The following is a 24,700-nucleotide window of genomic DNA, read 5'->3' on the forward strand; positions in this document are numbered from 1 at the left end:
GGATGTCCTTCGCAATTACATTTTGTTGGGAGCGGAGACGCCGATCAGCGCCAGGCCGTTGCGCAGCACCTGGCGGGTGGCCACCATCAGCGCGATACGGGCCGCCTTCAGTGCCTCGTCGTCCACCAGCACGCGTTCGGCGAAGTAGAAGCTGTGCAGGTTGGCGGCCAGGTCGCGCAGGTAGAACGCGATCTGGTGCGGACCCAGTTCCGCTTGCGCGCGCGCCAGCGTTTCCGGGTAGGCGGCCAGGGTGGCCAGCAGCGTCGCTTCGGTCGGCGCGGTCAGCGGCGACAGGTCGACGCTGGCCAGGTCGGCTTCGTTGCCGGTCCATTGTTCCAGCATGCGGCAGATGCGCGCGTGGGCGTACTGCACGTAATACACCGGATTTTCGTCCGAGGTTTTCAGCGCGACGTCGACGTCGAACACGAATTCGGTGTCGGCCTTGCGCGAGATGAGGAAGAAACGCACCGCGTCGCGGCCTTTTTCGATGTCGCCGCCGCCCGACCATTCGATCAGGTCGCGCACCGTCACGTAGGAGCCGGCGCGCTTGGAGATCTTGACCTCTTCGCCGCCCTTCATCACGGTGACCATCTTGTGCAGCACGTAGTCCGGGAAGCCTTGCGGCACGCCGACGTTGACCGCCTGCAGGCCGGCGCGCACGCGGGCGATGGTGCCGTGGTGGTCCGAACCCTGGACGTTGATCGCCTGGGTAAAGCCGCGCTGGAACTTGACGATGTGGTAGGCCACGTCCGGCACGAAGTAGGTGTAGGTGCCGTCCTTCTTGCGCATCACGCGGTTCTTGTCGTCGCCGTAGTCTTCGGTGCGCAGCCACAGCGCGCCTTCTTCCTCGTAGGTCTTGCCGGACTTGTTGAGCATGTCGACGGCGGCGTCGACCTTGCCGTCCGCGTACAGCGACGATTCGAGGTAGTAGTTGTCGAACTTGACGCCGAAGGCCTGCAGGTCGATGTCCTGCTCGTTGCGCAGGTAGGTCACGGCGAAGTGGCGGATCGATTCGATATCTTCGATGTCGCCCGAGGCGGTGGCAGGCGTGCCGTCCGAGGCCGACACGGTTTTCTTCAGCAGGAAGTCGGCGGCGATGTCGGCGATGTAGTCGCCGTTGTAGGCCGATTCAGGCCATTGGGCGTCGCCCGGCTTGTAGCCGCGCAGGCGCGCCTGCACCGAGTTGGCCAGCGTCTGGATCTGCACGCCGGCGTCGTTGTAGTAGAACTCGCGGGTCACGTCGTAACCCTGGGAGCCGAACAGCGACGACAGCGCGTCGCCCAGCGCCGCCTGGCGGCCGTGGCCCACGTGCAGCGGGCCGGTCGGGTTGGCGGAGACGAATTCGATGATGACTTTCTTGCCGGCGCCGGCGGTGGCTGCGCCGAACGAGGCGCCCTGCGCCAGCACGGCCTTGACCACGGCCTGCTTGGCGGCGGCGCTCACGCGCAGGTTGATGAAGCCGGGGCCGGCGATGTCGGCCGATTCGACCAGGCCTTTGCCGGCCGGATCGGCCAGCAGCGCATCGACCACTTTGGTGGCCAGTTCGCGCGGGTTCATTTTGAGCTGCTTGGCCAGTTGCATGGCGATGTTGCAGGCCACGTCACCGTGCGACGGGTCGCGCGGTCGCTCCAGCACAACGTTGGCGGAAACGTCGGTTCCGGCCAGGATAGGTGCGAGGGCGGCCTGGAACAGGGCGGTGATATCTTGTTTTTGTTGGGCGAGCATGAGCAAAATGGCGGCTGAACCGCGTGTATGAATACATCCGAAAGCGAAAACGGCCGGCGCTCTGGCACCGGCCAAACAGCGGTAATTATACTGGTTTGCCGCAGCGGGGTCACCGCAGCCGGACGCGAACGTTACAAGCGTTACAATCAGCTTCATCGCCTTGTCATATGCACTGCTGTATACTGCGCGATCACGCCCGCCGGCAATACCTGGAATTAGCATATGAACAAGCGCCCGACGCTCTCCCTGAAGTCCCCCGTCAAGGCGGCAGCGCCCAAGCTGCGCGCCAGCCATGCGCGCGAACTGAAACCGGCGCTGCAAACCAGCTTCCAGACCGGCCTCAAGCCTGATTCGCTGGCCTACAGCCTGATCGGCGCGGCGCAGGCGGTGGCCCAGGTCCGCACCGGCACCAACCTGCCGCAGGCGCTGGCCCAGGTCTGGAGCAAGGGCGACGCCAGCCCGCAGGCGCGCGGCGCGATGCAGGACATCGCCTACCGCTGCATGCGCCAGCTGGGCCAGAGCGAGAGCCTGATCGGCCTGATGGCGCCGAAGGCGCCGGAACCGCTGGTGGCGGCCCTGCTGGCCTGCGCGCTGGCGCTGATGACGGCGCCGGACGAGGTCCAGCCCTACGAAGAATTCACCGTGGTCGACCAGACCGTGACGGCGGCCGACGCCCACCCGGACACCGCGCGCGCCAAGGGCATGGTCAACGCCGTGCTGCGCCGCTTCCTGCGCGAGCGCAAGGCGCTGCTGGAGACCGCGCTGCTGCAGCCGGTGGCCAAGTGGAACTACCCGCAATGGTGGATCGACGCCGCCAAGGCCGCCTGGCCGCAGGATTGGCAGGGCGTGCTGGCGACCGGCAATACCGCGCCGCCGCTCACGTTGCGCATCAACGCCCGCAAGACCACGATGGAACAATACCTGGCCACGCTGGCAGCGGCCGGCATGGCGGCCACCCAGATCGGCCCGTACGCGGTGCGCCTGGCCAAGCCGGTCGGCGTGACCTTGATCCCCGGCTTTGTCGACGGCCTGGTGTCGGTGCAGGACGCCGGCGCCCAGCTGGCCGCGCCGCTGCTGGACGTGCGGGACGGCATGCGCGTGCTGGACGCCTGCGCCGCGCCCGGCGGCAAGACCTGCCACATCCTGGAACTGGCCGACGCCAGCGTGACGGCGCTGGACGCCGACGCCAAGCGCCTGGCGCGGGTCGGCGAGAACCTGGAACGGCTCGGCCAGCAGGCCACGCTGCGCGCCGCCGACGCCCAGAGCGCCGGCTGGTGGGACGGCCTTACCTTCGACCGCATCCTGGCCGACGTGCCGTGCACGGCGTCCGGCATCGTGCGCCGCCACCCGGATATCCGCTGGCTGCGCCGCAAGGGCGACACGCTCCAACTTGCAACACTTTCGTCCAAAATCCTCGACAACCTTTGGCAGATGCTGGCGCCGGGTGGTAAATTGCTATTCGTGACATGTTCCTTGTGGCCGCAGGAATCCGAAGCCCAGGCGGCCGCGTTTGCAGTGCGCAACCAGGCTGTGCGGTTGGATGCGCCCGGCCAGTTGCTCCCCGCCGGTGGCGCAGGGCAGGATCACGATGGTTTGTTCTACGCGCTATTCCAGAAAAATGCGTAACCGTTTTGCCTGCTTAGTTAGCGACTTAGTCGCCCATTTGCTACCGACGGACCTTTTGAGCACCGGCCCCCACGTGACATCACGATTTTTTCGCCTCCTGATCGGACCACTGCTGCTGATACTGGCCTGCCTGCTGCCGCAGACGGCCGGCGCCGCCGACGGCGTGGATATCCGTCGCTGGCAGATCGAGGCCAGCGACGAGGGCTACCGCCTCAACGCCAAGTACAGCTTCGAGCTGACCCACGACATGGAGGACACGCTGCAGTACGGCGTGACCCTGTACTTCACCACCGAGATCGAGTTCACCCGGCCGCGCTGGTACTGGTTCGACGAGAAGGCCATCGTCAAGCGCCAGACCATCAGCCTGTACTACAACGTGCTGACGCGCCAGTACCACGTGACCATCGACGGCAACGTGCGCCAGACCTTCTCGACCCTGGACGACGCGCTGTTCCTGATCCGCAGCCCCAACCGCTGGGTGGTGGCGCCGCGCGGCGCGCTGGAGGTCGGCAAGACCTACAACGTCAAGCTGAGCATGGGGCTGGACCCGAACTACGTCTCCAAGCCGCTCAAGGTCACGGCGCTCAACAGCGCGGAATGGCGCCTGGCGTCCGACAAGAAAATCTTCCAGTACAAGGCGGAGTAAGTGAGCACTGCCCTGCGGTATTTTTCCGTCGTCGGCGGCGCCATCATCAGTATCCTGCTGTTCCTGCTCGCTTCGGCCTCCGACAACTCCGGCTTCTTCGACCGCTACTACGCCTGGCTGCTGGGCCTGAACGCGGCGGTGGCCGGCGCGCTGCTGCTGCTGGTGGCGGTGTCGTTGTTCCGCCTGTACGGCCGCTACAAGAGCGGCAAGTTCGGCTCCAAGCTGATGACGCGGCTGGTGCTGCTGTTCGCCGCCATCGGCGTGCTGCCGGGGCTGGTGATCTTCCTGGTGTCGGTGCAGTTCGTCTCCCATTCGATTGACTCGTGGTTCAACGTGCCGGTCGAGGAGGCGCTGGAGTCCGGCATCAACCTCAGCCGCGCCGGCCTGGACACGGCGCTCAAGGACTTGACGGCTATCGCCAACAAGACCGTGCAGCAGCTGGCCGAACAGCCGTACGGCACCGAGCGCGCCGCGCTGGCCGGCCTGGTCAAGGGCCAGCCCGGCATGCAGAACGCCATCATCGTCGACGCCGAGGGCGGCCTGATCATCAGCGCCCGCGCCAGCCGCAGCGGCAACCTCAGCGCCGACCTGCCGACCCGCGACATGATGGCCAAGGCCAAGGAAAGCGACAGCTACGGCGCGCCCGAGGGTGGCAGCGAGCTGCGCAGCAACCTGATCAACGCCCCCGTCACCACCGTCGACAGCACCAGCCAGCTGCGGCTGCGGGTGGTGATGGCGATCCCGGACCGGGTGCAGGACAACGGCACCCACCTGGCGCCGCGCTACCTGCAGCTGATCCAGCTGGCGCCGGCGCAGCTGGCCGCCGACGGCGAGACCATCCGCAGCGCCTATTCGGACTACAAGGAGCGCTTCATTGCCCGCGTCGGCCTGCGCAAGATGTACATCGTGACCCTGACCCTGACCTTGCTGCTGGCGGTGTTCGGCGCCATCGCCAGCGCCTTCCTGATCGCCAACGACCTGGCCCAGCCGCTGCTGCTGCTGGCTGAGGGCACGCGCGCGGTGGCCGAGGGCGACTTGTCGCCGCGGCCTATCGTCGCCACCTCGGACGAGCTGGGCACGCTGACGCAGTCGTTCAACACCATGACGCGCCAGCTGTCGGATGCCCGCAGCGCCGTCGAGCGCAACCGCTCGGCGCTGCAGAACGCCAAGGCCCACCTGGAATCGGTGCTGGCCAATATGTCGGCCGGGGTGATGGTGCTGGACCATGAATTCCACCTGATCAGCTGCAACGACTCGGTCGAGCGCATCCTGCAGCAGGCCGGCGTGACGATGATCGGCCAGAAGCTCGACGAGATCGAAGGCTTGCAGGAATTCGGCGGCGCCATCGTGGCGGCGTTCGCCGCGCAGAGCGCGCAGTCGGCGGCCGGGCGCAACCTGCAGCGGATGCACTGGCAGCGCCAGATCGAGGTGCCGCGCCGCTCCGCCAGCCTGGACGACAACGACCAGACCCTGCTCACGCGCGGCTCGCGGCTGCCGGTCGAAAGCGGCGGCAGCGGCTACCTGGTGGTGTTCGACGATATTTCCGACGTCATCTCGGCGCAGCGCTCGATCGCCTGGGGCGAGGTGGCGCGCCGTTTGGCGCACGAGATCAAGAATCCGCTGACGCCGATCCAGCTGTCGGCCGAGCGCCTGCAGATGAAACTGGAAGGCAAGCTGTCGCCGGCCGACAATGAACTGCTCAACAAGGGCACCGCCACCATCGTCAACCAGGTGGCGGCGATGAAGCGCATGGTCGACGACTTCCGCGACTACGCGCGCACGCCGCCGGCCGTGCTGGAGCCGCTCGACCTGAACGCGCTGGTGGAGGAGATCCTGCACCTGTACCTGCGCGGCGAAGGCGACGACATCATCCACCCGCAACTGGCGCCCGGCCTGCCGATGGTGATGGGCGACCAGACCCAGCTGCGCCAGGTCATCCACAACCTGCTGCAGAATTCCCAGGACGCGATGGCCGAGCGGCCGGAGGGCGCGCCGCAAGCGCACATTGACGTGATCAGCGAAGCCATTCATTATCAGGGCGCGGACGGCACCACGCGCACGGCGGTGCGGCTGGCGATCTCCGACAACGGGCCGGGATTCGCGCCGAAAATCCTGGCGCGGGCGTTCGAACCGTATGTCACATCGAAGGCCAAGGGCACCGGCCTGGGCCTGGCGATGGTGAAAAAAATTATCGATGAACATGGGGGCCGGATCGATATCCAGAACCATGTCGATAGAAGTGGCGCGTCGGTATTGATTTTGCTGTTAAAGTTAGCACCGACGACGCAAAATACCTAAGTAACACTGATTAAAAAAATCATTGCCGGCCATGAGCGGGCGAAATGAGGAAGGCAAGGGAAGATGGCAAACATTCTGGTAGTGGACGATGAAATGGGTATCCGCGAGTTGCTCTCGGAAATCTTGAGCGACGAGGGACACGCAATACAATTGGCGGAAAACGCCCAGCAGGCGCGTGAGGCGCGGGCCGCAGGCGCGCCCGACCTGGTGCTGCTCGATATCTGGATGCCGGATACCGATGGCGTCACCTTGCTCAAGGAATGGCAGCGCGACGGTTTGCTGACCATGCCGGTGATTATGATGTCCGGTCACGCGACCATCGATACGGCGGTCGAGGCGACCCGCATCGGCGCGCTGAACTTCCTGGAAAAGCCGATCGCCCTGCAAAAGCTGCTGAAAGCGGTCCAGCAAGGCCTGACCCGCGCGCAGGAAACGGTGCGCGCGCCGGCGCTGGCGCCGCGTCCGGTCGCTGCGGCCCAGATCGAGGAGGCGCAAAACGCCGGTTTCAACCAGCCCAACCCGGCGGCGGCGATCTCCGTGCGCGGCGGCGCCACCGTGGCCGGCGCCGACAACCACATGTTCAACCTGTCGTTCGACCTGCCGCTGCGCGAGGCGCGCGACGCCTTCGAGCGCATGTACTTCGAGCACCACCTGGGCCGCGAAGGCGGCAGCATGACGCGCGTGGCCGAGAAGACCGGGCTGGAGCGCACCCACTTGTACCGCAAACTCAAGCAATTGGGTGTGGAGCCGGGCAAACTCGCAAAAAAGGGCGCCTGAGCCCGTGACCGGACCCATGTCCACCGGTGCAGCCCCCCAGCGGGCGCCGGTGTCGACCTGGCTGGTCATTGGCTCCCGCGCCCGCGAGCGCGAAGCTGCCATCGCCGCACACCTGGAACCAGGTGTGCCCAGCGTCGTCATCCTGGAAGGCCTGTCGGACGGAAGTTCGGCACTGGCCTTCGACCCCGCCGATATTTCCCCTGCAAAAGATTCCGTACCGCAAGTGTTGCGTATTGCCCCAGGCTGTCTTCATTGCAGCGGCAATCTCATTTTGCGAGTAACATTGAATCGGGTGTTGCGCCGCCCACCCGCGCGGCTCTACATCAGCCTGGCATCCGCCGAGCACCTCGAACTGCTGCGTTCCTGGCTGTCCGAGGCGCCCTACGGCGAATTGCTGGAATTGCAATCCGACATCGCGGCCTAAGCCCCGCCCGCTGATCGGCCTTGATTTGGCCTTGAATCGTCCGCTTTCAGCCCCATTTCGGTACTGAAGGCGCAACCGATAAGTGTTACGCCCCTTGTGAAAGGAAGCAACATGAACCTCATCTATAACAGCGAGCAATACAGTGTTGTCGAATTCGGCGCGGACCGTACTTTGGATGCGCTGCGTTTCGGCGGCTACGAGATAGTCGACAAAGGCGGCAAGCGCGAGATCTTTATCAACGGCATCCTGGCGCAGCATTTTCGCCGCGACGTCAATGAATTGATCGCCGGCGAACCGACGATGGCGGAAATCGATGAATTTTTGGGCAGTTATGATGAGCTGATGAGCCATCCGGTGCTGCTGCACTAAAAAAGACGGGCGGCGCATGGTATGGTTCTGCTGTAACAACAGAGAACCAGACCATGTGCCAACTTCTAGGAATGAACTGCAATGTCCCGACCGACATTGTGTTCAGCTTTACCGGCTTCGCCATGCGCGGCGGCCAGACCGATACCCACCATGATGGCTGGGGCATCGCCTTTTTCGAAGGCGCCGGCGTGCGCCACTTCGTCGACCACCAGGCCGCGATCGCGTCGCCGATCGCCGAGCTGATCAAGCGCTACCCGATCAAGTCCACCAACGTCATCGCCCACATCCGCAAGGCCACGCAGGGCCAGGTGGCGCTGGAGAATTGCCATCCCTTCGTGCGCGAGCTGTGGGGCCAGTACTGGGTGTTCGCCCACAATGGCGACCTGAAGGAGTTCGCGCCGGTGCTCAACGGCGCCTACCGCCCGGTCGGCAACACCGACAGCGAACAGGCGTTCTGCTACATCTTGCAGCACCTGCGCGCCCGCTTCGGCGAGCAGCGCCCGCCGCTGGCCGAGCTGCGCGCCGCGCTGGCCGAGATGGCGCGCGAGATCGCCGGCTACGGCACCTTCAATATGCTGCTGTCGTCCGGCGGCGAGCTGTTTGCCCATTGCTCGACCAATCTGTACTACCTGGTGCGCCAGTATCCGTTCGACACCGCCAAGCTGTCGGACGAGGATGTCAGCGTGGATTTCTCGCAAGTGACCACCCCCAACGACCGGGTCGCCATCATCGTCACCCAGCCGTTGACGACCAACGAACAATGGACGGCGTTCGCCGCCGGCGAGCTGAAACTGTTCATCGACGGGGTTCCTCAGGCCTAGCCAAATTATCCGAGACAGGGGCAAGTATTGCTGTCAAAATATTAGTACGGCGAAATATCAGCCCCATGTTTTGTACTGATAGAAGCGATGATCGACCTTTCCCTACACGATACCGGCCCGCGCAGCCTGCGCGTGCGCGAATTCTATCTGGGCCGCCAGCCTATCCTGGACCGCAACCAGACGCTGTTCGGCTATGAGTTGCTTTTCCGCAACGCTCCGGTCGGCCCGGCACGCATCAGCAGCGAATTGTCGGCCACGGCGGCCGTGATCGCCCACGCCTCGCAGTTGGGCATGGAAAAAACCATCGGCGACGCGCTGGGTTTCGTCAATGTGGATGCCGATGTGCTGATGACCGACATCTTTTCCTTCCTGCCGCGCGAAAAAGTGGTGCTGGAAGTGGCCGCATCCATGCCGCTGACGCCGCAGGTGCTGGCGCGCATGACGGAACTGGCCGGGCACGGCTTCAGCTTCGCGCTGGACGACGTCACCGGCGACTGCCCCAACGTGGCCGCGCTGCTGCCGTTGGCCGAATACGTCAAGATGGACATGCGCAATATTCCGCTGTCCACGCTGACCAAGCTGGCCCCGCGCTTCCACCAGGACAAGAAGAAACTGGTGGCGGAAAAGGTCGAGACCCGCGAAGAATTCAAGAATTGCCTGGACCTGGGCTTCGATTACTTCCAGGGCTATTATTTCGCCAAGCCGGTCATCATGAGCGGCAAGAAGCTGTCGCCGTCGCAACTGGCGGTGATGGAGCTGATGACCCTGGTCACCTCGGAAGCGGACAACCTGGAAATCGAGCGCGCCATCAAGCGCGACGTGTCGCTGGCGCTGAACCTGCTGCGGCTGGTGAACACGCCGGCCGTCGGCGCCCGCCAGCGCATCGATTCGCTGAGCCAGGCGGTGACGATACTGGGCCGCCGCCAGCTGCAACGCTGGCTGCAAATCATGCTGTACGCCGAGCCGAGCAAGCGCGGCCACAGCATGACGCCGCTGCTGATGCTGGCGACCACCCGCGGCCGCCTGCTGGAGCTGTTGGCCGGCAAGCTGCGCCCGAGCCAGCGGCAGGCCGCCGATGTCGCCTTCACGGTCGGCATCATGTCGCTGATGGACACGCTGTTCGGCATCCCGATGGCCGAGATCCTGGCGCAGATCCCGGTCAACGAGGACGTGTCGGAAGCCTTGCTGTACCGGGGCGGCTTCTTCGGCGACCTGCTCAAGCTGGCCGAATGCATCGAACGCATCGAAGAAATGGACGACCACATCGTGCCCACGCTGCGCGACCTCGCCATGTCCACCGACGAACTGGTGGAGCTGGAGATGGCCGCCTTCGAATGGAGCGACAACGTGGTGCGCTACGCGCTTTAACCCCCAACCGAAGGGGTCTGACCCCATGCGGGGTCAGACCCCGGCCGCAGCGCTGTGCGGGGTCAGGTTGCGTGGCCCGCGCCCGGCCAGTGCTTGTGCAGCTCGGGATCGGTGCGCATCTCCCACAGCGCCAGCACCGCCACGGCGATGCCGACCACCACCGAGTTCCACATCAGCTCGCGGTTGTCGGCGATTTTCAGCACCCACGGCGACACCGCCACCCAGATCCCCACCAGCAGATTGAGCACCACGGCCCAGAAGTAGGTCTTGTACAGATCGAACGCCGCCAGCAGCGCCACCACCGCGCCGGAGATGAACGCGGTCCACGCCTGGATCGACGGTATCGGATAAGCGAACACCCACGGTGAGATGAAGAACCACAGCCCCAGCAGCAGGATCACCTGATCCTGCCAGCGTTTGACGGATGGATTGTTTGCCAGATTGTTTGCCATATCTGCCTCCCTGGTTACGAGTCAACACCTGCCGCCGGATGGCGGCGTTCATTCTTAGGCCGCGCAACAACGCAAAAGTTCACGCCCGCCGCTATTGTCTTGCCATTCAGGCATCGCACCGCTATGCTTGCCGCTTATCGAAAACACATGGTGGTATGGCTTATGGCATCGGTTTTACTCAGCGTGAATCAGGTTTCCAAATCCTACGGCGCGCGCAAGGCGGTCGATGGCGTGTCGTTCCAGGTGCCGCAGGGCCAGACGGTCGGCCTGATCGGCCCCAACGGCGCCGGCAAGTCCACCACCGTCGGCATGATCTGCGGCCTGCTCAGCGCCGACAGCGGCAGCATCGTCATGGACGGCGCGCCGATCGGGCAGGGCTCCAGCGAGGCCAAGCGCAAGATCGGCTTCGTGCCGCAGGACCTGGCGCTGTATGACGATTTGTCGTCGCTGGAAAACCTCAAACTGTTCGGCGCGCTGTACGGCCTCAAGGGCGCGCTGTTGAAGCTGCGTTGCGAGCAGGCGCTGGCGTTGGTCAACCTGGTCGACCGCGCCAACGACAAGCCTTCCACTTATTCCGGCGGCATGAAGCGCCGTCTCAACATCGCCGCCGCGCTGCTGCACGATCCGCAGCTGCTGATCCTCGACGAGCCCACCGTCGGCGTCGATCCGCAAAGCCGCAACGCCATCTTCGACACGCTGGAAACGCTGAAGGCGCAAGGCCGCTCGCTGATCTACACCAGCCATTACATGGAGGAAGTCGAGCGCCTGGCCGACCACATCGTCATCATTGACCACGGCAAGGTGCTGGCCGACGAAACCCCGGCCGCGCTGTACCGGCGCCTGCCGGCGCAGGCCGCCTTGCGCGCCGAGCTGGCCGCCGCACCGACGGCCGCGCTGCTGTCCGGCGTGCAGGCGCTGCCCGGCGTGACCGGCGTGCAGGGTGACGGCAACGCGCTCGACATCGGCCTGGCCGACGCCTCGCACGCAGCGGCCACGCTGGCCTGGCTGGCCGCGCAGGACGTCACGCTGCTGCACTTCGCCACCGCCAAGACTTCGCTGGAAAACATCTTCCTCAACCTGACCGGCCGCAGCCTGCGCGACTGATAGGAACACCATGATTGCTTTGATCGCCCTGGTCCGCAAGGACCTGATCCTCTATCTCAACGACAAGCGCGCGCTGATGCTGCACCTGCTGATGCCGGTGGTGCTGGCGGCCTTCTTCGGTTCGCTGTTCGGCGGCGGCTCGGAAGCCAAGACCGGCAAGATCGAAGTCGGTCTGGTGCTGCTCGACCAGTCCGACAGCGGCAAGAAAATCGCCGCCGGCCTGCACGCCGACAGCTCGCTCAAGATCATCGAACTGAGCGATGCCGAGGCGCAGGCCAAAGTCCGCGCCGGCAAGCTGTCGGTGGCGGTGGTGCTCCCCGCCGGCTTCGGCGAGCGTGCCGCCGACGCGCTGTTCAGCGGCCAGAACAAGCCGGAGTTGCCGGTCTACTACGACCCGTCGCAATCGACCATGCTGGCCATGGTGAAGGGCTTGCTGACGCAGCAGGTGATGCAGGTGACCAGCGCCGCCGCCATGAGCCCCAAGGGCAACAAGACCACGGAACGACAGCTGGCCGAGCTGCGCGACAAGGCCGCCAAGGATCCCGAGACGGCGCAGCTGAGCGAGTTCCTCACCAGCCTGAAGAAGTACCAGGACCAGCGCGTGGCCGCCGACGCCGAGAAGGAAGCCGCCGCCAAGGCCAGCGGCAAGCCGGCGCCGGCCGAGGCGCCGGCTGGCATGAGCATGCCATACACCACGCAGGATCAGGCGCTCAGCAGCGGTCCCAGGTACAACGGCTATGCGCACTCGTTTGCCGGCATGGGCGTGCAGTTCATCCTGTTCATGGGCATCGACATGGGCATCGGCATCTTGCTGGCGCGCCGCATGGGCATCTGGAACCGCCTGCTGGCGGCGCCGGTATCGCTGACCACGGTGCTGATGGGGCGGGCCATTTCCGGCGCCATCATCGCCCTGGGCCTGATGTGCGCGATGTTTATTTGCGCCATGCTGATCTTCAAGGTGCAGATCAGCAGCGTGGGCGGCTTCCTTGGCATGGCGGCCAGCTTCGCGCTGATGACGGCGGCCTTCGGCCTGCTGATCGCCGCCTTCGGCAAGACGCCGGAAGCGGCGCGCGGCATCGCCACCTTCGCCACGCTGATCATGGTGATGCTGGGCGGCGCCTGGGTGCCGTCCTTCATCTTCCCGGAATGGATGCAGCAGCTCACGCTGGTGGTGCCGACGCGCTGGGCGGTCGACGGCTTCGACGCCGTCACCTGGCGCGGCCTGGGGCTGCAAGGCGTGCTGGCGCCGATCGCGGTGCAGCTGGGCTTTGCAGCGTTGTTCGGCGGACTCGCAGGTTGGAAATTCCTGCGCGATCAGAAGTGAGGTCTGGACGATGAAATTCGACTGGCATGGTGGAGAAATTTCACGGGCAACCGCAATTGATTCCGACTACCGGAACACGCAAAACGTGCGGCGCTTTCTTGCCGACCAGTGCGGACCGGACTTCAAGTTCGACCGCGAACTGATGGCCTGGGTGCGCAGCGGAGCCGCGAAGAACATGGGCGATGTGGCGGATGAATGGTCGCGCCGTCGCGTGGCGCGATAGCTCACGATGGAGTGCCGCATTCGGCTGTGGACGCAATCGGTGCTTACATGTGGCTCAAATCAGAGCGAACTGAACATTGACCTAAAGTTTCTGTAAAACAACCCGTTACATAAGGATACAAACCGTTTCCGTGAGCTTTTGAATGGCGCAATCCGTCAGGGCCCTGATCGCGCACTGCGTCAATCAGGTGGTCCGCCAGTATTATCCCGAACAATATTGTTCGCTGTGCCATGTGTACGCCATCGTCGGCTCCAACCTGATCAGCATCGTGCTGGGCCGGGTGTTCCGGCCGGTGGCGGGCCTGGCCGCTGTCGATTGCGGCGGCGGCGAGCTGATGCGCATGATGGACAATGACGCCTTCGCCAATCCCAGCGGCGGCGCCTACCACTGCTGGATCGAATCGGCCGACGATCTGATCGCCGAGCGCGAAGTGGTGGACCTGACCTTCCGTCACAATCACATCTACGCTGAAAAGAATGGCCACGGCTGGCGGCGCGAACCGCCGCCGGATTTCCTCTGGGGGCCGCAAAGCCGCATCGCCGTGCAGGCGCCGATCGACGCGATACCCGATGCCTTCCCTGACGGCATGGTATGGCTGTATGAAACCGATGAGGGCTGGGAGTGGATGACGGGCCAGCTGCTGGCCCATCAGAACGCCTTTGTGGCGCTGACTGCCGAGGCCTACAAACTGTTCCAGGCCAGCCTGCCGCCGGACTCCGCGCTGTTGGCGCAGCCGGCGGCGAGCGGCGCCAGCGCCGCGTCGAATCAGGACAGGTTAGGGGCCAGCCAGCGCTCCATGTCGGCCTTGTCCACCTGACGGCGCGCGGCCATATCGTTCAACTGGTCCTCGCCGATTTTCCCGACCACGAAGTACTTCGATTCCGGGTGCGCGAAGTAGAAGCCCGACACCGCCGCGCCGGGATACATCGCAAACGATTCGGTCAGCACCATGCCGATATCTTCGGCCTGCATGGTGTTGAACATCTCGCGCTTGACGGTGTGCTCCGGGCAGGCCGGATAGCCCGGCGCCGGACGGATGCCGACATACTTCTCGGCGATCATGTCGTCGTTGCTCAGCGATTCGCCGGTGGCATAGCCCCACAGGTCGGTCCGCACGCGCTCGTGCAGGTATTCGGCGAAGGCCTCGGCCAGGCGGTCGGCCAGTGACTTCAGCATGATCGACGAGTAGTCGTCGTGCGCATCTTCGAAGCGCTGCTCGTACTTCTCGATGCCCAGGCCGGCGGTGACGGCGAACATGCCGATGTAATCCTTGATGCCCGACTCTTTCGGAGCGATGAAGTCGGCCAGGCATTGGTTCGGGCGCTGCACGCCGTCCACCACCGGCTTGACGCCTTGCTGGCGCAGGCCGTAGTAGGTGAAGTCCACGGTGCTGCGGGTATCGTCGGTGTAGATCTCGATGTCGTCGTCGTTGACCGTGTTGGCCGGCAGCAGCGAGATGACGCCGTTGGCGGTCAGCCAGCGGCCGTCGATCAGCTTCTTCAGCAGCGCCTGGCCTTCTGCATACACCTTGGTCGCCGCTTCGCCGACCACTTCATCGGTCAGGATGGCGGGGAAGGGACCGGCCAGGTCCCAGGTCTGGAAGAACGGACCCCAGTCGATGTACTTGGCGATGGTGGCCAGGTCGACGTTCTTGAACTCGCGGCGGCCGATGAACTTCGGCTTGACCGGCGCGGCCGCCCCGGTGAACGGCACCACCATCTTGTTGGCGCGCGCGTCCTTCAGCGACAGCATCGGCAGCGCCTTCTTGTTGGCGTGCTGCTCGCGGATGCGTACGTAGTCCTGCTCGATGTCGTCGATGTATTGCTGGCGGCTTTCCGGCGTCAGCAGCGACTGCGCCACCGACACCGAACGCGAAGCGTCCGGCACGTACACCACCGGGCCCTCGTAGTTGTGGGCGATCTTGACGGCCGTGTGGGCGCGGCTGGTGGTGGCGCCGCCGATCAGCAGCGGGATCTTCAGCATGCGGAAGTGCTCGTCGCGCTGCATTTCCTTGGCCACGTGGGCCATCTCTTCCAGCGACGGCGTGATCAGGCCGGACAGGCCGATGATGTCGGCGTTTTCCAGCTTGGCGCGCGCCAGGATCTCGGAGCAGGGCACCATCACGCCCATGTTCACCACTTCGAAGTTATTACATTGCAGGACCACCGAGACGATGTTCTTGCCGATGTCGTGCACGTCGCCCTTGACGGTGGCGATGACGATCTTGCCCTTCGGTTTGGCGACGATGCCGGTGCGCGCTTCCTCGGCCTTCTTCTCTTCCTCGATGTACGGGATCAGGTGGGCCACGGCCTGCTTCATCACGCGTGCCGATTTGACCACCTGCGGCAGGAACATCTTGCCCTGGCCGAACAGGTCGCCGACGATGTTCATGCCATCCATCAGCGGGCCTTCGATCACGTGGATCGGACGGCCGTTGGCGGCCAACACCTGCTGGCGCATCTCTTCGGTGTCGTCGGTGATGAACTGGGTGATGCCGTGCACCAGCGCGTGCGCCAGGCGCTTCTCGACCGGCGCGTTGCGCCATTCCAGGTTCTGCGCATCCTGCTTGCCGGCGCCGGCCTTCAGGGTGCCGGCGATGTCGATCATGCGCTCGGTGGCGTCGTCGCGGCGGTTCAGCACCACGTCCTCGACGCGCTCGCGCAGCTCGGCCGGCAGGTCGTCGTACACGCCGACCATGCCGGCGTTGACGATGCCCATGGTCATGCCGGCCTTGATGGCGTGGTACAGGAACACGGTGTGGATTGCCTCGCGCGCCGGGTCGTTGCCGCGGAACGAGAACGAGACGTTGGAGACGCCGCCCGAGATCTTCGCGTGTGGCAGGTTGTCCTTGATCCAGCGGGTGGCGTTGATGAAGTCCACCGCGTAGTTGTTGTGCTCTTCGATGCCGGTGGCGATGGCGAAGATGTTCGGGTCGAAGATGATGTCTTCCGGCGGGAAGCCGACGGTGTTCACCAGCAGCTTGTAGGCGCGCTCGCAAATTTCGATCTTGCGTTCGAAGGTGTCGGCCTGGCCTTTTTCATCGAAGGCCATGACGATGACGGCGGCGCCGTAGCTGCGGCACAGCTTGGCCTGGCGGATGAATTCTTCCTCGCCTTCCTTCATCGAGATCGAGTTGACGATGGACTTGCCCTGCACGCATTTGAGGCCCGCTTCGATCACCGACCATTTCGACGAGTCGATCATGATGGGCACGCGCGAGATGTCCGGTTCGGAGGCGATCAGGTTCAGGAAGCGCGTCATGGCCGCCAGCGAATCGAGCATCGCCTCGTCCATGTTGATGTCGATGACCTGGGCGCCGTTTTCCACCTGCTGGCGGGCCACGCTGAGCGCCTCGTCGTACTGCTCGTTGAGGATCATGCGCGCGAAGGCCTTGGAGCCGGTGACGTTGGTGCGCTCGCCGACGTTGACGAACAGCGAGTCGTCGTCGATGGTGAACGGCTCCAGGCCGGACAGGCGCTGCGCCACCGGCACGTGCGGCACGGCGCGCGGCTTGACCTTGGCGAGGATCTCGCCGATGGCCTGGATGTGGTCGGGCGTGGTGCCGCAGCAGCCGCCGGCGATGTTGATGAAGCCCGCCTCGGCGAACTCCTTCAGCAGCGCCGAGGTGTCGGCCGGCAGCTCGTCGAAGCCGGTGTCGCTCATCGGGTTGGGCAGGCCGGCGTTCGGGTAGATGCAGACGAAGGTGTCGGCGATCTGCGACAGCTCTTCGGCGTAGGGGCGCATCAGCGCCGCGCCCAGCGCGCAATTGAGGCCGATGGTCAGCGGCTTGGCGTGGCGCACCGAGTTCCAGAAGGCAGGCACGGTTTGGCCGGACAGGATGCGGCCCGAGGCGTCGGTCACGGTGCCGGAGATCATCAGGGGCAGGCGCGGCACGCCCGGATTCTCTTCGTAGAATTTGTCGATGGCGAACAGCGCGGCCTTGCAGTTCAGCGTGTCGAAGATGGTTTCGACCAGCAGCACGTCGACGCCGCCTTCGATCAGGCCCTTGGTCTGCTGGTGGTAGGCGTCGACCAGCTGGTCGAAGGTGATGTTGCGGGCGGCGGGGTCGTTGACGTCCGGCGAGATCGACGCGGTCTTGGGCGTCGGCCCGAGCGCGCCAGCCACGAAGCGCGGCTTGTCGGCGCTGCTGTACTTGTCGCAGGCGGCGCGCGCCAGCTTGGCCGCTTGCACGTTCATCTCGTAGGCCAGGTGGCCCATGTGATAGTCGTCCTGGGCGATGGTGGTAGCGCCGAAGGTGTTGGTTTCGATCAGGTCGGCGCCGCCGGCCAGGTAGCGCTCGTGGATCTCCTGGATCACGTGCGGCTGGGTCAGCGTCAGCAGCTCGTTGTTACCCTTGACGAACAGCTCGCGCGCGCCGGAATCGACCGGGGCGGCGAAATCGATGAATCGGCCGTTGGGGCCGCCGCGGTATGCGGTTTCATCCAGCTTGTACTGCTGGATGATGGTGCCCATCGCGCCGTCGAGGATCATGATGCGGCGCGCCAGGATCTCGCGCAATTGGGCATCGGTCTTGGACATGACGGGGCGGGACACGTTGTTATTCATTTGTTACTTTCTGTGGTCGTGGACGAGCGCGCTGGAAGTTGCTGGCGGTCTAAAATTATACGGCATCACGGAACTTGCTTCAGCAGACTGCCGCGGCGCAGCAACAATCTGCCAAATTTGCCCGTTTTTTCATCACGCAGCTTTACGAAACACAACGATACGCTGACGCTACAGTGCGCAATTCGTCTGCAACATGGTGTCGTGAGAATAAGGTATGAAAATCTCCGTCATCATTTCCGCGCACTGCAAAGGCCGCGAGCTCGAATACGTGCTGACCGGCTACGCCATGCAAACCCGCAAGCCCGATCAAGTCATCATCGCGCAGGACGGGCGCGATCCCGCCATCGGCGCCGCGCTGGAGGCGGTGCGGCGGCGCGGCTGGACCATCCCGCTGCTGTACCAGAACCAGGAGCAGCGCGGCTTCGGCAAGTACCGCGCCCTGAACCGCGCCATCCTGGCCGCCAGCGGCGACCTGCTGCTGTTCACCGACGGCGACTGTATTCCGCGCGACGATTACGTGGCCAATTTTATACGGCTGATGCGGCGTGGGATCTTCCTGTCGGGCGGCAGCCATGTCAGCATCCCGGAAGCCTTCCATCTGCGGCACGACCTGCTGGAGGCGGTGCGCGACCAGAGCTTGTTCGACTACCGCTACCTGAGTGCGATACCGGGCTTTTGCAAGAGCGCCAACCGGCTCACCCGCAGGCGCTGGCTGGCGCGCGCGCTGGACCTGCTCACGCAGCGCAATGCCTTCAGCGGCTCCAACAGCTGCGCCTGGCGCGACGATGTGCTGGCCGTAGGCGGCTTCGACGAGCAGATGGCCTACGGCGGAGGCGACCTGAACATGGGCCTGCGCCTGAACCACATCGGCGTGCGCGGCGTGCGGGCGCGGCATACCCTGGTGAGCCTGCACCTGGACCATGACCGCAGCTACTACTGCGCCGATAAGGAACGCGCCAACCACGACTGGAACCGGCAGGTGCGCCACGACCGCCTGGTGCTGCCGCGCGAGTCGCGGATTTGCTCGGATCTAGCCCAGGTCATCTAAGATTTACCGCTGATCTATCGCAAGTGAACACCCCGTGGCTACGCGCACACTTCGGTGAGCGCCTTGCTGTGGCGCGTTCTATACTGTGATGGAGCGGATATGCTCTATGAATGGGACGAAAGTAAAAATCGGCGCAACATCAGGAAACACGGAGTCAGCTTCGAGGATGCATCTGCCATATTTGAGCATCCCACGTTGACCTATTTTTCCCCTGACACTGCACGGGATGAGGATCGTTATGTCGCCATTGGACTTAGCGGGGTTCTCATGCTGACAGTTGTTTTTACAGAGCGGGGCGACGACACCGTTCGAATTATTTCGGCCAGAAGGTCGTCGCCGTCTGAGGAGAAACGATATGAACGAGGCTATTGATTTCAGCGACATCCCCGAGCTTGATGACGAGTTCTGCAAGGACGCCAAGATGCGGCCGCCGCTGACGCAAAAAGACACGGTACTTTTAGACCATGATATCTATGAGTGGTTCAAAAGTAAGGGGCCAGACTATCAACAGCGGATTAATTTGCTTTTGCGTAGCCACATAGGCAAGTCATAAGCCTGCATGCTATCTAGGCGTCGCGCCGGCGAAGAACATGTCGGTGGCGCGTTTCACCACTTGCCGGATTTCTTGCGGCGACAGCGGCGGCGGGTCGCGCTGGTACAGGCGCACATCCACTTCCGCCGTCAGCAGCGACAGGAACTGCTGCGCAGTGACCTTGGGATCGGCCTGGCGGATGTCGCCGCGCTCCATGGCGGCCGACAGCACCGCCGCCAGCGTCTCCACCGACGTGCGCGGGCCGGCGTCGTAGAACAGCTGGCCGACATCGGAGCGGCCCGCCTCGGCCACCACCATGCGGTAGACCGCCAGCGCGCTCTTGTCGTTGGCCAGCACCCCCAGCATCCGCACGCCGAAATGCTCCAGCGCCGATTCCAGCCCGGCGCGGCCCATCGGCGCGGTCGCCAATTCCCGCGTCGCATCGGCCAGGTGGCCGGTGGCGCACGATTGCACGACCGCGACAAACAGCGCTTCCTTGGACGGGAAGTAGCCGTACAGCGTGACCTTCGATCCTCCCCAGCGCTTCGCCACCTCATTCATCGACGCGCCGTCGTAGCCGGCTTCCTGAAACAGCGCGTCGGCCGCCTCAATGATGGCCTGGCGGCGCGCCTCGGTACGTACCTTCATTCCCACTCCATATCTGAACCCCGTCGTACATTTTATGCGCAAACACGCTTGACAGTGGGGGCTAATCACTCAATACTGTACTAGTGTGTTCAGTTATGGAAATCTTGAACGGTTGCTTCCTCCCTCACAAATAAGGCCATCCCATGCACTCCTCGATCAAATTACAGTTTCCCATCCTGCTCGCCTTGTGCGGCGCCATCGCCGGTTGCGCCAGCACCCAGCCGGTCGCTTATGGCGGCCTGGCGTCGGCAGCCCAGCTGCGTCCGAACGTGGATGACAAGTCCGGGCGCGTTCCCTACAGCTATTCGACAGCGGTGACGCTGCGCGACTATTCGAGCATCATCATCGATCCGGTGCTGGTTTATCGCGGCCAGGACAGCCAGTTCGAGGAGGTGAGCGATGAGCAGAAGGACATGCTGGCCGCTTACATGCAGGGCGAGTTCGAGTCAAAACTGCGCAACCGCCTGCGGATCAGCAGGGACGCAGGCTGGAAAACGCTGCGCCTGAAACTGACGCTGACCGGCGCCAAGTCGAGCACGCGCTTCCTCAGCACGGTCACGCGCTTCGACCTGGTCGGCGGCCCGTACAACATCGTGCAGAGCATACGCGGCAAGGAGGGCACGTTCACCGGATCGGTGAGCTATGCGGTGGAGCTGTACGACGCCAGCACCAACCTGCTGGTGAGCGCCTATGTCGCCAAACAGTATCCCAGTCCGATGAATATCTCGGCCAGCCTGGGGCCGATGGACGCGTCCAAGGCCGGCATAGAGAAGGGCGCGGACGAGTTGCTGGCCGCGTTCAATTGAAAACCTCTATACTTGCTGTTTGAAAAAAACCGAGGATATCCGATGCCTATTTCCCTGCCATTCCGCCTCATCGCCGCCGCCGGCGCGCTGGGCCTGGCGTTGCATGCCAACGCCGAAAGTTTCGCCTCGTCGGCGTCGAGTGCCGGTTCCGCATCCAGCGGCAGCATTTCCGATTCGCTCAACGGTTCGAGCAACAGCTCGAGCGGCGACAAGCGCAAGGTCGCCGACGGCGAGTACCGCATCATCCAGATCGCCGCCACGCCGGAGCGCGCCGACCGCACCCGCATCACCATGCAGGCCAACGACCCGGCACAGCGCATCGTGCTGGATCTGCCGCAGACCACCTTCGACAAGCAGCAGCTGGCCGTCGGCGATGCGATGTATGCGCAGAACCGCGTGTACGGCATCGAGTTCGGCCGCGGCGATACGCATCAGCCGTTCTACCTGGTGCTGGCCGACGAGTGGTACGGCGAGCTGGCCTCGCGTCCGGTCAGCCTTTGAAGCCAGCCCGCGCGCTGGCGCTGGTCGCGTTGACCTGCGCGGCGCTCGGTGCGGCGGGGGCGGCGCAGGCCGCCGGCTCGTCCGGATCTTCGCGCTTTTGCGATCGCGGTGAGCCGCTGTCCGCCGCCGAGCAAGACCGCCTGCTGCGCTTTGCCGCCGTGCTGCGCGAGGAACTGGCCGGTGCCGGCGATGGCGTCGCGCTGGTCAGCCGCTCTGGCCTGGACTTGTCGCGCTTCGATATCCGCTACTCGCATGCGGCGCTGGCCTGGCGTTCGGAGACCGGCGCCTGGTCCGCGCGCCAGCTGTACTATGCCTGCGATGAAAGTCGTCCCCGCATCTTCGACCAGGGCCTGGCCGGTTTCGCGCTCGGCACCGACGATCCGGCGCTGGGCTATGTTTCCGTGGTGCGCCTGCCGGTGGAGGCGATCGCCGCGTTGCGCCCGGCGCTGCTCGACGGGCCGCGCGTGCAGCATCTGCTGGCGTCCCAGTACAGCGCCAGCGCCTACGCGTTCAGCGTGCGCTACCAGAATTGCAATCAATGGGTGATGGAGATGCTGGCCGCCGGCTGGGGCGACCTGCCCGACGGCGACGACCTGCGCGCACGCGCGCAAACCTGGCTGCGCGATGAACGCTACACGCCGCAACCGGTGCAGGTGGGTTCGCGCTTGCTGATGCTGGCGTCGCACTTCGTGCCGCTGCTGCATCTGGACGACCATCCGGACGAGGACCGCTCGGCCATGCAGCTGCGTATCAGCCTGCCGTCCACGGTGGAGACGTTCGTGCATCAGCGTTACCCGGCCAGCGAGCGCGTCGAGCTATGCCACGACGATGAGCGTATCGTCATCCATCGTGGCTGGACGCCCATCGCCGCTGGCTGCAAGCCGGGCGAGGGCGACCGTGTGGTGTCGCTGCGCGATTAAGCGACTTCGGTAATGAAGTTGGGACGCGAACGGCGCACCTTCTTGAGGTTGACCAGCCAGTCGCCTTCCGGCTGGCGATAGCCGATCGGCAGCATCACCACGCTGCGCAGCTTGCGCTCTTTCAGCGACAGGATCTGGTCGACGGCGGCCGGATCGAAGCCTTCCATCGGCGTGGCGTCGACGCCTTCAAACGCGGCGGCCACCATGGCCACGCCCAGCGCGATGTACGCCTGGCGCGCGGCCGAGTCGAAATTGCCCTGCTGGCCGCGCGCGGCGACGATGCCCAGCAACTGCTTGCGATAGGCTTCCCAGCCTTCGTTGATGAAGCCGCGCTGCTCGTTGGTCAGGTCGAACATCATGTTGACGCGGTCGGCGGTGATGTCGTCCCACGCCGCGAACACCAGCAGGTGGGAGCTCTCGCTGATCTGCCCCTGGTTCCAGCCCACGGCCTGGATCTTGGCGCGGACGTCCGGGTTGGTGACGACGAAGACTTCAAACGGCTGCAGGCCGCTGGAGGTCGGCGCCAGGCGGATCGCTTCCAGGATGCGTTCCAGTTTTTCGTCGGACACCTTCTTGGCGGTGTCGAACTTCTTGGTGGCGTAGCGCCAGTTCAGTTTGTCAATTACATCGGTCATTTGTGAACTCCAGTGTGAAATCATGAATGCGCCCCCAGTTAGCAAGCTCTGGAGTACCGCTCTATAATAAGTTTCAAGTCAACTTGAGAGTCAAGGCATAAAATGAAAATAGGTGAATTGGCCCGGAAGTCGGGGTTGACCCCATCGGCGATACGGTTTTATGAGGAGCAGGGCCTGTTGGCGCCCATTTCACGCACCGCCGCTGGCTATCGCGAATACTCCAGCTATGCAATGGAGCGGCTGCACGTGATCCAGGTGTCGAAGCGCCTGGGATTTTCGCTCGACGTCATCCGGGGGATGTTTGGCGAAAACGGCCAATGCCTGAAAACTGAGATTTTGGAACGCACCGAAACCCGCCTGCGTGAAGTCGAGGAACAGCAGGAGGCGCTGGCGACTCAACATCGTGAGTTGCTGGCGCTGCGCGCCATCCTGCGCGACGAGAGTGTCAGCCGGCCGTTTTGCGAGAACCTGGCGGTGAACTGAGCGCCATCGCCAGCGCGTCGTCGAGCCGGTCGTTCCCCCAGAACATGGCGTCGCCGACCATGAAGGTGGGGGCGCCGAAGATGTGGCGGGCCTTGGCCTGCTCGGTGCGTTCGCGCAGCCTGGCCTTGTTCTCATCCGCTTGCGCGGCGTGCAGGATGGCTGGCGCGCCTTGTCCCAGCGCGGACAATATCTCCGTCATGCATTGCTCGCTGCCGATGTCGCGGTCTTCTGCGAAGTTGGCCAGCATGGTGCGTTCGCAGAAGTCGGTCATCCACGGCTGCTCTTCGCACAGGATGCCGATGCGCGCCGCCAGCAGCGAGTTGCGCGGGAAGGTGGAAGGCTGCCGCCACGGCAGGCCGTGCTTGGCGCACTGGCGCGGCATGTCCTGCCACACGTAAGCGCCTTTGTCCTTTTGCAGCACGAAGGGCGAGTTGTTCCAGCCGGCGTCCTTGAAGATGGGACCGAGCAGGAAGGGCCGCCACACCACGCCGTCCGGCGCCAGCTGGCGGATGCGCATCACGCTCAGGTAGCTGTAGTTGCTGGCGAAGTCGAACCAGAATTCGATTTTCATTTTTATCTCCCCTTGTAGATCAACAGGCAGCGGATTTCTATGCTTTCGCGTAGCGGTGCATCGGCCGGTGCGTCGGCGTGTTCGAAGGCGGCGTGCGGCGTGTACCTGGCCACCGGGCCGGGTGCGGAATCGAACTGCTTGAATACCAGTACCTCGTCGCGCGTCATCGCCGGGAAGTACGACCATGCGTGATCCGTATTGTGCACCGCCTGGTAGATTTCGCCGTTCCGCTCGGGATAAAAAATATCGCTGGCCACCAGGTCGGCGGGTGTGGCGCTGCGGGCGTCGCAGACGGCCAGCGGTGCGTCGAGCACGGGGTGGCGGATCGAGCGCCACAGGTTGACGATGCTGTAGCGCTGCACGGCTGCGATGTCGCCTTGTCGCTTCAGCTCCAGCTCCAGCCGGCGCCGCGCCGATGCGGGCGTGAAGTCGCAATGCACGCGGCCCGCCGCGCCGGGACGCTGGCCTTCGATGCGACCGAAGGCTTGCGGTGAGCCGGGCGCGCGCTTGCGCACCAGGTGGTCGAACACGAAGGCCTGGCTGGCGCCGGTCAGCGCCAGTGCCAGCTCGGCTACCTCGGGGTAGTAGAGCCGCACGACTTCTTCCTTGTCCGTGAAATCGCGCACGGCGCTGGGGGCGTGGCGCAGCAGATAGCCTTCCCGATCGAGCGACAGGTGCGTGTCGGCGCGGGCGTCGCGTATCGTCACCGGCACGCGCTCGTAGCTGGCGTTTTGCCACGGCTGGCCGTCCGGCGGAGGGTACATGTAGGTGTACGGCCGGTCCGATGTCGGCCGCAAGTACTCCAGTGTGGCGGTGGTTGTGTGTGTCATCGC

At 64.3% G+C, this 24,700-nt stretch carries 26 protein-coding genes; 19 read left to right on the forward strand and 7 right to left on the reverse strand.

Annotated features, from left to right (window positions below; translation table 11 throughout):
- Window positions 1-15: 15 nt before the first annotated feature.
- On the reverse strand, window positions 16-1,725 hold the full coding sequence (gene argS, locus RUGAMON1_RS04145; RefSeq protein ID WP_445229313.1) for an arginine--tRNA ligase: 1,710 nt from the start codon (window positions 1,723-1,725) through the stop codon (window positions 16-18).
- Window positions 1,726-1,947: 222 nt separating this feature from the next.
- Here argS and rsmB point away from each other — a divergent pair, with 222 nt between their 5' ends.
- The 8 genes from rsmB to RUGAMON1_RS04185 all read left to right on the forward strand — a co-directional run bounded on the left by rsmB (window position 1,948) and on the right by RUGAMON1_RS04185 (window position 10,054).
- On the forward strand, window positions 1,948-3,351 hold the full coding sequence (gene rsmB, locus RUGAMON1_RS04150) for a 16S rRNA (cytosine(967)-C(5))-methyltransferase RsmB (RefSeq protein WP_445229314.1): 1,404 nt from the start codon (window positions 1,948-1,950) through the stop codon (window positions 3,349-3,351).
- A complete protein-coding gene (locus RUGAMON1_RS04155) occupies window positions 3,344-3,997 on the forward strand; it encodes a DUF4390 domain-containing protein (RefSeq protein ID WP_445229315.1) in 654 nt (217 codons plus the stop codon). Before rsmB ends, RUGAMON1_RS04155 begins: the two co-directional genes overlap by 8 nt.
- Complete coding sequence (locus tag RUGAMON1_RS04160; protein WP_445229316.1) at window positions 3,998-6,295, forward strand: sensor histidine kinase; 2,298 nt, start codon at window positions 3,998-4,000, stop codon at window positions 6,293-6,295. It begins immediately after the preceding gene.
- Between the two features lie 63 nt (window positions 6,296-6,358).
- A complete protein-coding gene (locus RUGAMON1_RS04165) occupies window positions 6,359-7,072 on the forward strand; it encodes a response regulator (protein ID WP_445229317.1) in 714 nt (237 codons plus the stop codon).
- A 16-nt stretch (window positions 7,073-7,088) separates the two neighbouring features.
- Window positions 7,089-7,496, forward strand: coding sequence for a GTPase (locus tag RUGAMON1_RS04170; RefSeq protein ID WP_445229318.1), 408 nt, complete (start codon window positions 7,089-7,091; stop codon window positions 7,494-7,496).
- Between the two features lie 111 nt (window positions 7,497-7,607).
- Complete coding sequence (locus RUGAMON1_RS04175) at window positions 7,608-7,865, forward strand: BTH_I0359 family protein (protein WP_008445042.1); 258 nt, start codon at window positions 7,608-7,610, stop codon at window positions 7,863-7,865.
- A 53-nt stretch (window positions 7,866-7,918) separates the two neighbouring features.
- The gene (locus tag RUGAMON1_RS04180; RefSeq protein ID WP_445229319.1) at window positions 7,919-8,686 is read left to right on the forward strand and encodes a class II glutamine amidotransferase; all 768 of its coding nucleotides are present in this window, start codon (window positions 7,919-7,921) and stop codon (window positions 8,684-8,686) included.
- 87 nt (window positions 8,687-8,773) lie between these two features.
- Window positions 8,774-10,054, forward strand: coding sequence for an EAL and HDOD domain-containing protein (locus RUGAMON1_RS04185; protein WP_445229320.1), 1,281 nt, complete (start codon window positions 8,774-8,776; stop codon window positions 10,052-10,054).
- Window positions 10,055-10,116: 62 nt separating this feature from the next.
- Here RUGAMON1_RS04185 and RUGAMON1_RS04190 read toward each other — a convergent pair whose 3' ends face one another.
- Entirely contained in the window at window positions 10,117-10,506 is a 390-nt protein-coding gene (locus tag RUGAMON1_RS04190; RefSeq protein WP_445229321.1) for an SPW repeat protein, read from the reverse strand.
- A gap of 162 nt (window positions 10,507-10,668) precedes the next feature.
- On the opposite strand from RUGAMON1_RS04190, the gene RUGAMON1_RS04195 reads away from it, so the two are divergent.
- From RUGAMON1_RS04195 to RUGAMON1_RS04210, 4 genes are all read left to right on the forward strand, one after another.
- On the forward strand, window positions 10,669-11,610 hold the full coding sequence (locus RUGAMON1_RS04195) for an ABC transporter ATP-binding protein (RefSeq protein WP_445229322.1): 942 nt from the start codon (window positions 10,669-10,671) through the stop codon (window positions 11,608-11,610).
- A 10-nt stretch (window positions 11,611-11,620) separates the two neighbouring features.
- Complete coding sequence (locus RUGAMON1_RS04200) at window positions 11,621-12,934, forward strand: ABC transporter permease (protein WP_445229323.1); 1,314 nt, start codon at window positions 11,621-11,623, stop codon at window positions 12,932-12,934.
- Window positions 12,935-12,944: 10 nt separating this feature from the next.
- On the forward strand, window positions 12,945-13,157 hold the full coding sequence (locus RUGAMON1_RS04205; protein ID WP_445229324.1) for a DUF6434 domain-containing protein: 213 nt from the start codon (window positions 12,945-12,947) through the stop codon (window positions 13,155-13,157).
- A 142-nt stretch (window positions 13,158-13,299) separates the two neighbouring features.
- Window positions 13,300-13,974 (forward strand): hypothetical protein, encoded by a 675-nt coding sequence (locus RUGAMON1_RS04210; RefSeq protein WP_445229325.1) that lies wholly within the window; start codon window positions 13,300-13,302, stop codon window positions 13,972-13,974.
- Here RUGAMON1_RS04210 and metH read toward each other — a convergent pair.
- The gene (gene metH, locus RUGAMON1_RS04215; protein ID WP_445229876.1) at window positions 13,923-17,696 is read right to left on the reverse strand and encodes a methionine synthase; all 3,774 of its coding nucleotides are present in this window, start codon (window positions 17,694-17,696) and stop codon (window positions 13,923-13,925) included. The two genes, RUGAMON1_RS04210 and metH, sit on opposite strands and share 52 nt — an antisense overlap.
- A gap of 241 nt (window positions 17,697-17,937) precedes the next feature.
- On the opposite strand from metH, the gene RUGAMON1_RS04220 reads away from it, so the two are divergent.
- The 3 genes from RUGAMON1_RS04220 to RUGAMON1_RS04230 all read left to right on the forward strand — a co-directional run bounded on the left by RUGAMON1_RS04220 (window position 17,938) and on the right by RUGAMON1_RS04230 (window position 19,324).
- On the forward strand, window positions 17,938-18,771 hold the full coding sequence (locus tag RUGAMON1_RS04220; protein WP_445229326.1) for a glycosyltransferase: 834 nt from the start codon (window positions 17,938-17,940) through the stop codon (window positions 18,769-18,771).
- A gap of 99 nt (window positions 18,772-18,870) precedes the next feature.
- Complete coding sequence (locus tag RUGAMON1_RS04225; protein WP_445229327.1) at window positions 18,871-19,143, forward strand: BrnT family toxin; 273 nt, start codon at window positions 18,871-18,873, stop codon at window positions 19,141-19,143.
- On the forward strand, window positions 19,127-19,324 hold the full coding sequence (locus RUGAMON1_RS04230; RefSeq protein ID WP_445229328.1) for a BrnA antitoxin family protein: 198 nt from the start codon (window positions 19,127-19,129) through the stop codon (window positions 19,322-19,324). Before RUGAMON1_RS04225 ends, RUGAMON1_RS04230 begins: the two co-directional genes overlap by 17 nt.
- A gap of 9 nt (window positions 19,325-19,333) precedes the next feature.
- On the opposite strand, the gene RUGAMON1_RS04235 is transcribed toward RUGAMON1_RS04230, so the two are convergent.
- Entirely contained in the window at window positions 19,334-19,951 is a 618-nt protein-coding gene (locus RUGAMON1_RS04235) for a TetR/AcrR family transcriptional regulator C-terminal domain-containing protein (RefSeq protein ID WP_445229329.1), read from the reverse strand.
- 143 nt (window positions 19,952-20,094) lie between these two features.
- Between RUGAMON1_RS04235 and RUGAMON1_RS04240 the strand changes: the two genes are divergently transcribed.
- From RUGAMON1_RS04240 to RUGAMON1_RS04250, 3 genes are read left to right on the forward strand one after another with little or no spacing between them, the layout of a single operon-like run.
- Window positions 20,095-20,757, forward strand: coding sequence for a DUF3313 domain-containing protein (locus tag RUGAMON1_RS04240; protein WP_445229330.1), 663 nt, complete (start codon window positions 20,095-20,097; stop codon window positions 20,755-20,757).
- A gap of 42 nt (window positions 20,758-20,799) precedes the next feature.
- Entirely contained in the window at window positions 20,800-21,258 is a 459-nt protein-coding gene (locus RUGAMON1_RS04245; protein ID WP_445229331.1) for a hypothetical protein, read from the forward strand.
- Complete coding sequence (locus tag RUGAMON1_RS04250; protein ID WP_445229332.1) at window positions 21,255-22,178, forward strand: DUF2145 domain-containing protein; 924 nt, start codon at window positions 21,255-21,257, stop codon at window positions 22,176-22,178. The genes RUGAMON1_RS04245 and RUGAMON1_RS04250 overlap by 4 nt, the downstream gene beginning before the upstream one ends.
- On the opposite strand, the gene RUGAMON1_RS04255 is transcribed toward RUGAMON1_RS04250, so the two are convergent.
- Window positions 22,175-22,813 carry an NAD(P)H-dependent oxidoreductase gene (locus tag RUGAMON1_RS04255; RefSeq protein WP_445229333.1) on the reverse strand — a complete coding sequence of 213 codons (639 nt, stop codon included), beginning with the start codon at window positions 22,811-22,813 and terminating at the stop codon, window positions 22,175-22,177. The genes RUGAMON1_RS04250 and RUGAMON1_RS04255 overlap by 4 nt on opposite strands.
- 102 nt (window positions 22,814-22,915) lie before the next feature.
- Between RUGAMON1_RS04255 and RUGAMON1_RS04260 the strand changes: the two genes are divergently transcribed.
- Window positions 22,916-23,296 (forward strand): MerR family transcriptional regulator, encoded by a 381-nt coding sequence (locus tag RUGAMON1_RS04260; RefSeq protein WP_445229334.1) that lies wholly within the window; start codon window positions 22,916-22,918, stop codon window positions 23,294-23,296.
- Here RUGAMON1_RS04260 and RUGAMON1_RS04265 read toward each other — a convergent pair.
- Together RUGAMON1_RS04265 and RUGAMON1_RS04270 are read right to left on the reverse strand one after the other, a co-directional pair.
- A complete protein-coding gene (locus RUGAMON1_RS04265; RefSeq protein WP_445229335.1) occupies window positions 23,259-23,867 on the reverse strand; it encodes a 2-hydroxychromene-2-carboxylate isomerase in 609 nt (202 codons plus the stop codon). The genes RUGAMON1_RS04260 and RUGAMON1_RS04265 overlap by 38 nt on opposite strands.
- A 2-nt stretch (window positions 23,868-23,869) precedes the next feature.
- Window positions 23,870-24,697, reverse strand: coding sequence for a CmcJ/NvfI family oxidoreductase (locus tag RUGAMON1_RS04270; RefSeq protein WP_445229336.1), 828 nt, complete (start codon window positions 24,695-24,697; stop codon window positions 23,870-23,872).
- Between the last annotated feature and the right edge of the window lie 3 nt (window positions 24,698-24,700).

The organism is Duganella rhizosphaerae (genome assembly GCF_040364205.1).
GTDB lineage: Bacteria > Pseudomonadota > Gammaproteobacteria > Burkholderiales > Burkholderiaceae_D > Rugamonas > Rugamonas rhizosphaerae.

Coding starts and splice junctions, on each gene's coding strand:
- argS (WP_445229313.1), bottom strand. CDS start 1,725: ATGCTCGCCCAACAAAAACAAGATATCACCGCCCTGTTCCAGGCCGCC.
- rsmB (WP_445229314.1), top strand. CDS start 1,948: ATGAACAAGCGCCCGACGCTCTCCCTGAAGTCCCCCGTCAAGGCGGCA.
- RUGAMON1_RS04155 (WP_445229315.1), top strand. CDS start 3,344: ATGCGTAACCGTTTTGCCTGCTTAGTTAGCGACTTAGTCGCCCATTTG.
- RUGAMON1_RS04165 (WP_445229317.1), top strand. CDS start 6,359: ATGGCAAACATTCTGGTAGTGGACGATGAAATGGGTATCCGCGAGTTG.
- RUGAMON1_RS04170 (WP_445229318.1), top strand. CDS start 7,089: ATGTCCACCGGTGCAGCCCCCCAGCGGGCGCCGGTGTCGACCTGGCTG.
- RUGAMON1_RS04175 (WP_008445042.1), top strand. CDS start 7,608: ATGAACCTCATCTATAACAGCGAGCAATACAGTGTTGTCGAATTCGGC.
- RUGAMON1_RS04180 (WP_445229319.1), top strand. CDS start 7,919: ATGTGCCAACTTCTAGGAATGAACTGCAATGTCCCGACCGACATTGTG.
- RUGAMON1_RS04185 (WP_445229320.1), top strand. CDS start 8,774: ATGATCGACCTTTCCCTACACGATACCGGCCCGCGCAGCCTGCGCGTG.
- RUGAMON1_RS04190 (WP_445229321.1), bottom strand. CDS start 10,506: ATGGCAAACAATCTGGCAAACAATCCATCCGTCAAACGCTGGCAGGAT.
- RUGAMON1_RS04195 (WP_445229322.1), top strand. CDS start 10,669: ATGGCATCGGTTTTACTCAGCGTGAATCAGGTTTCCAAATCCTACGGC.
- RUGAMON1_RS04200 (WP_445229323.1), top strand. CDS start 11,621: ATGATTGCTTTGATCGCCCTGGTCCGCAAGGACCTGATCCTCTATCTC.
- RUGAMON1_RS04205 (WP_445229324.1), top strand. CDS start 12,945: ATGAAATTCGACTGGCATGGTGGAGAAATTTCACGGGCAACCGCAATT.
- RUGAMON1_RS04210 (WP_445229325.1), top strand. CDS start 13,300: ATGGCGCAATCCGTCAGGGCCCTGATCGCGCACTGCGTCAATCAGGTG.
- metH (WP_445229876.1), bottom strand. CDS start 17,696: ATGTCCAAGACCGATGCCCAATTGCGCGAGATCCTGGCGCGCCGCATC.
- RUGAMON1_RS04220 (WP_445229326.1), top strand. CDS start 17,938: ATGAAAATCTCCGTCATCATTTCCGCGCACTGCAAAGGCCGCGAGCTC.
- RUGAMON1_RS04225 (WP_445229327.1), top strand. CDS start 18,871: ATGCTCTATGAATGGGACGAAAGTAAAAATCGGCGCAACATCAGGAAA.
- RUGAMON1_RS04230 (WP_445229328.1), top strand. CDS start 19,127: ATGAACGAGGCTATTGATTTCAGCGACATCCCCGAGCTTGATGACGAG.
- RUGAMON1_RS04235 (WP_445229329.1), bottom strand. CDS start 19,951: ATGAAGGTACGTACCGAGGCGCGCCGCCAGGCCATCATTGAGGCGGCC.
- RUGAMON1_RS04240 (WP_445229330.1), top strand. CDS start 20,095: ATGCACTCCTCGATCAAATTACAGTTTCCCATCCTGCTCGCCTTGTGC.
- RUGAMON1_RS04245 (WP_445229331.1), top strand. CDS start 20,800: ATGCCTATTTCCCTGCCATTCCGCCTCATCGCCGCCGCCGGCGCGCTG.
- RUGAMON1_RS04255 (WP_445229333.1), bottom strand. CDS start 22,813: ATGACCGATGTAATTGACAAACTGAACTGGCGCTACGCCACCAAGAAG.
- RUGAMON1_RS04260 (WP_445229334.1), top strand. CDS start 22,916: ATGAAAATAGGTGAATTGGCCCGGAAGTCGGGGTTGACCCCATCGGCG.
- RUGAMON1_RS04265 (WP_445229335.1), bottom strand. CDS start 23,867: ATGAAAATCGAATTCTGGTTCGACTTCGCCAGCAACTACAGCTACCTG.
- RUGAMON1_RS04270 (WP_445229336.1), bottom strand. CDS start 24,697: ATGACACACACAACCACCGCCACACTGGAGTACTTGCGGCCGACATCG.